Annotated in this window: 4 protein-coding genes; all 4 read right to left on the bottom strand. The window is 67.2% G+C overall.

Going from position 1 to position 5,476, the window contains the following annotated elements; translation table 11 throughout:
- The coding region (locus ACFHYO_RS15890) for an L-lactate permease (protein ID WP_394321695.1) at window positions 1-751 on the bottom strand (751 nt) is incomplete at its 3' end.
- A 110-nt stretch (window positions 752-861) separates the two neighbouring features.
- Window positions 862-2,634, bottom strand: coding sequence for a dihydrolipoyl dehydrogenase (gene lpdA, locus ACFHYO_RS15895; RefSeq protein ID WP_394321696.1), 1,773 nt, complete (start codon window positions 2,632-2,634; stop codon window positions 862-864).
- Between the two features lie 14 nt (window positions 2,635-2,648).
- Window positions 2,649-3,926 carry a dihydrolipoyllysine-residue acetyltransferase gene (gene aceF / locus ACFHYO_RS15900; protein WP_095641382.1) on the bottom strand — a complete coding sequence of 426 codons (1,278 nt, stop codon included), beginning with the start codon at window positions 3,924-3,926 and terminating at the stop codon, window positions 2,649-2,651.
- A gap of 21 nt (window positions 3,927-3,947) precedes the next feature.
- A partial coding sequence (locus ACFHYO_RS15905) for a transketolase-like TK C-terminal-containing protein (protein WP_394321699.1) occupies window positions 3,948-5,476 on the bottom strand: 1,529 nt, incomplete at its 5' end.

A 5,476-nucleotide genomic window follows, 5' to 3' on the forward strand; every position in this document is an offset into this window, starting at 1 on the left:
TCCAGTAGGGGATGGTGAAGGCGAGGCCCGCGAACAGCGCGAATTTCCAGATGCGGAAGCCTTCGATGAACGAGCGGTTGGATCCGAAGAAGCGCGTCAGCATCCCGACCAGAATCAGCGGGATCAGGAAGCCCACGAGGCCGTGGATGGTGGCGACCTTGACGGCGATCTCCAGCAGATAGTCGCTGTAGGCCATCGGCGCGATGGTCGACTCGACGATCTCCTGGCCGCCGAGGCCGGTGTTGACGCCGACAAGGATCGGCGTGCCGACCGCGCCGAAGGACACCGGCGTGCTCTGAATGATCAGCGTCACAAGAACCGCGGCCATGGCGGGAAAGCCGATGGCGACCAGCAGCGGGGCGGCGATGGCCGCGGGCGTGCCGAAACCCGACGCGCCCTCGATCAGCGATCCGAACAGCCAAGCGATGATGATGGCCTGCACGCGCCGGTCGGGAGAGATGCTGGTGAAGCCGCTGCGGATGGACCGGATGCCGCCGCTTTCCTCAAGCGTGAACAGCAGCAGGATCGCGCCGAAGATGATGTAAAGCAGGCTGATCGCGGTGATGGCCCCGTTGGCGGTGGCCCCCAGAACCTTGTTCAGGTCGGTGCCCCAAACCAGAAGGGCCGTTGCCGCCGTGACCAGGTAGGCCACGAACATCGAAAGCTTGGCCGAGCGTTCCAGCACCACCAGCAGCAGGAACACCGTGGCGATGGGCAGCAGGGCCAGGATGAATATCAGGAAACCAGTCATCTTTCCTCCTCGGATCACGGGGACAGCCCCGCCGTCATGTTGCTCCAGTGGTCCCCGGCGCGACCGCCCCTGCCGGGCTTTCAGAAAACCGGGATACGGGCGCGCCCGGCTCAGTGCCGCTTCTTCGGCGGGATCAGGTCGGTGATGGTGCCCTCGAACATCTCGGCAGCGAAGTTGACCGTCTCGCTCAGCGTCGGGTGGGGGTGGATGGTATGGCCCAGGTCCACCGCGTCGGCGCCCATCTCGATCGCCAGCGCCACCTCGGCGATCAGGTCGCCCGCGTTCGGCCCGACGATGCACGCGCCGATCACCCGATCGTCGGCCTCGTCGAAGATGACCTTGGTGATCCCCTCGGACCGGCCCAAGGACAGCGACCGCCCCGAGGCCGCCCAGGGGAACACCCCCTTGCCGATCTTGCGGCCCTCGGCCTTGGCCTGCGCCTCGGTGACGCCGACCCAGGCGACCTCGGGGTCGGTGTAGGCGACCGAGGGGATCACGCGGGCGTCGAAATGGCGGTTTTGCCCCGCCGCGACCTCGGCCGCGACCTTGCCCTCGTGCACCGCCTTGTGCGCCAGCATCGGCTGACCCACGACGTCGCCGATGGCGAAGATGTGGGGGACGTTCGTGCGCTGCTGGCTGTCCACGGCGATGAAGCCGCGCTCATCGACCGCGACGCCCGCCGCCTCGGCCCCGATCAGCTTGCCGTTAGGGCGACGCCCGACCGCGACCAAAAGGCGGTCGAACATGTCGGTCGTGGTCGCGCCCTTCTCGTCCTCGAAGGTGACGGTCAGGCCATCGTCGCCCGCCTTCACATCCGTGACCCTGGTCTTCAGCAGGATCTTTTCATACCGTCCCTCGATGCGTTTGTGCAGGGGCTTGACGATGTCCTTGTCGGCGCCGGGGATGATCTGGTCCATCAGCTCGACCACCGTGATGCGGGTGCCGAGCGCGTCATAGACGCAGGCCATCTCCAGCCCGATGATGCCGCCGCCCAGCACCAGCATCCGTTCGGGAATGCCGTCCAGTTCCAGCGCGCCGGTGGAATCAATCACGCGGGGGTCGTCATGCGGGATGAAGGGCAGCGTCACGGGTTCCGACCCGGCGGCGATGATGCACTGGTCGAAGCTGACCGATTTTTTCGCCCCGTCCCGTTCGACCTCGATCATGTTCGGGCCGGTGAAGCGGCCGTAGCCCGTCACCACCTGCACCTTGCGGCCCTTGGCCAACCCGGACAGGCCGCCGGTCAGTTGCTTGACAACCGAGTCCTTCCAGCCGCGCAGCTTGTCGAGGTCCACCACGGGCGTGTCGAAGGCGATGCCGTGGCCAGCCATCTCTTCAGCCTCGGTGATGACCTTGGCGGCGTGCAGCAGCGCCTTGGAGGGAATGCAGCCGACGTTGAGGCAGACGCCACCGAGGGTCGGGTTGCGCTCGATCAGCACGACCTTCTTGCCGAGGTCTGCGGTCCGGAAGGCAGCGGTGTAGCCGCCGGGACCCGAGCCGAGCACCACGACCTCGGCATGGACGTCGCCCCGCGCAGACGCGGGAACCACCGCCGGGGCGGGCTGCGGCGCGGCCGGGGCGTCAGTCGGACCGCCGCGTCCGCCATAGCCGCTGTCGGTGTTGCGCGGCTCGACCTCGCCCGTGGCGGCGCCCGCAGCCACCTCCAACCTCAGGATCAGCGCGCCTTCCGACACCCTGTCGCCCGGCTTCACCGCAATTGCCGCGATCCGGCCGGCGGCGGGAGAGGGCACCTCCATCGTCGCCTTGTCGGATTCAAGCTCGATCAGCGGTTGTTCCTCGGCCACCTCATCGCCCACGGCCACGAGGATGCTGATGACCGGGACGTCCTTGAAATCGCCAATATCGGGAACCTTGACTTCCATGACGTCGCCCTCCCTTACAGCATGATCCGGCGCACATCGCCGAGCAGGTGCCGCAGCGTCGCGGCGAAGCGGGCGGCCAGCGCCCCGTCCACCGCGCGATGGTCGTAGCTCAGCGACATCGGCAGCATGTTGCGCGCCACGAACTGCGCGCCGTCCCAGACGGGGGCCATCCGCGACCGGGTCAGGCCCAGGATCGCGACCTCGGGCGCGTTGACGATCGGCGTGAAGGACGTGCCGCCGATGCCCCCCAGGGACGAGATGGTGAAGGTCGCGCCCTGCATGTCCTGCGACTTCAGCTCGCCCGCGCGGGCCTTGGCGCTCAGCTCTCCCAGTTCCTTGGAGATCTCGATGATCCCCTTACGGTCGGCGTCCTTGATGACCGGCACGACCAGGCCGTTTGGCGTGTCGGCGGCAAAGCCGATGTTGTAGTAGGACTTGCGGATCAGTTTGTCGCCGTCGGGATGGATCGACGAGTTGAACTCCCAGTGTTTCCGCAGGGCCGAGACGCTAGCCTTGATGACGAAGGACAAAAGCGTGACGCGGTATCCGTCCTTCTTCGCCTCGTCGTCCAGCTCCTTGCGGTAGCGGTCGATCTCGGTGATGTCGGCGTCCTCGTTGTGGGTGACGTGGGGAACGTTCAGCCAGGACCGGTGCAGCGCGGGGCCGGACAGCTTCTTGATGCGCGGCATCTCGACGTCCTCGACGGGGCCGAACTTCGAGAAGTCCACCACCGGGATCGGCGGGATGCCCATGCCGCCCTGCGCGGGGGCCGCCGCCACGGGGGCGGCGCTGGCCTTCAGCGCGGCGGCCACGTCCTCGCGCAGGATGCGGCCCTTGCGGCCGCTGCCGTTGATCCTGCCGAGGTCGACCCCCAACTGGCGGGCGAAGGCGCGCACCGAGGGCGAGGCATGGGCCTTGCCGAAACCGCTGTCGGTGATAGCGCCCCCCGCCGGGGCTGCCGCGACCGGGGCCGCAGCAGACCCCGCCGCCGGGGCGGGCCGGTCCGGGATGTTCTGCTTGGGCGCGTCCTGCGCCGGCGCGTCAGCGGCCGTCACTCCTTCGGCCTCGACGGTCAGGATCAGCGCGCCTTCGGACACCCTGTCGCCCACGTTGACCGAAATCGCGGCGATCCGGCCTGCGACGGGGCTTGGCACCTCCATCGTCGCCTTGTCGGATTCGAGCTCGATCAGCGGGTCCTCGACGGCGATGCTGTCGCCGACATTCACGAGGATGCCGATGATCGGGACATCCTTGAAGTCGCCGATGTCGGGAACGTTCACTTCGATTGCCATGTGGTTCCTCCTCGTTCCCGATCAGACCAGCCGGGGGTTGGGCTTGCCGCCGTCGATGTCGTATCTGCTCAGTGCGTCCCGCAGCGTGGCCTCGTCGATCGCCCCCTCGCGGAACAGATCGACCATCGCCGCCGCCGCGATGTGGTTGGCGTCCACCTCGAAGAAGCGGCGCAGGTTCACGCGGCTGTCCGAGCGGCCAAAGCCGTCCGTCCCCAGCACCGTGTAGCGGCCGGGCACGAAGGCGCGGATCTGTTCGGCATAGTTCTTCATGTAGTCGGTGGCGGCGATGAATGGGCCCTTCGCCCCTGACAGCGCCTGCGTGACATAGGGCACGCGCGGCGCCTCAAGCGGGTTGAGCCGGTTCCACCGCGCCGCGTCCTGGCCGTCGCGGGCCAGTTCGTTGAAGCTGGTGGCCGACCAGATGTCGGCAGTGACGCCGAAATCGGCTTCCAGCATGTCGGCGGCCTTGATCGCCTGCACCAGGATGGTGCCCGAGCCCATCAGGTTCACGTGCCGCTCTGCCGGCTGGGCGGCCTCGCGGAAGCGGTAGAGGCCGCGGATGATGCCGTTCTCGACGCCGTCGGGCATGTCGGGTTGGCTGTAGTTCTCGTTCATCAGGGTCAGGTAGAAATACACATCCTCCTGATCCCGGAACATCCGCGTGAGCCCGTGATGGACGATGACCGCCACCTCGTGCTGGAAGGTCGGGTCGTAGCTGATGCAGTTGGGGATGGTGCCGGCCAGGATGTGGCTGTGGCCGTCCTCGTGCTGCAGCCCCTCGCCGTTCAGGGTCGTGCGGCCCGCCGTGCCCCCCAGCATGAAGCCGCGGGCGCGGCTGTCGCCGGCGGCCCAGGCAAGATCGCCCACCCGCTGGAAGCCGAACATCGAATAGTAGATGAAGAAGGGGATCATCGGCACGCCGTGGTTGGAATAGGACGTGGCCGCCGCGATCCAGTCGGCCATGGCGCCGGCCTCGTTGATGCCTTCCTGCAGCACCTGTCCGTCCACCGCCTCGCGGTAGTAGGACATCTGCTCACGGTCCTCGGGCGTGTATTTCTGCCCTTCGGGGTTGTAGATCCCGATCGAGCGGAACAGCCCCTCCATCCCGAAGGTGCGGCTTTCGTCCGGCACGATCGGCACGACATGCTTGCCCAGGTTCTTGTCACGGATCAGCGTGGTCAGTATCCGCACGAACGCCATGGTGGTTGAGATCTCGCGCTCACCTGTGCCGGTCAGCTGCGCCTGGAACGCCTCCAACGGGGGGATCTCCAGCTTCGGCGCCTGCGAGCTGCGCTTGGGGAAGTCCCCGCCAAGGGCCTTGCGGCGGTCGGCCAGATAGGCCTTCTGCGCGGTGTTCAGCGCGACGAACGGCGCCTTGGGCAGATCCTCGTCCGAGACCGGGATCCTGAAGCGGTCGCGGAAGGCGCGCAACTGCTCCTCGGCCATCTTCTTCTGCTGGTGGGTGATGTTCTGGCCCTCGCCGGCCGAACCCATGCCATAGCCCTTGATGGTCTTGATCAGCAGGCAGGTCGGCTGGTTCTTCGTCTCGA

Source organism: Paracoccus panacisoli, assembly GCF_042435015.1.
GTDB classification, from domain to species: Bacteria; Pseudomonadota; Alphaproteobacteria; order Rhodobacterales; family Rhodobacteraceae; genus Paracoccus; species Paracoccus panacisoli.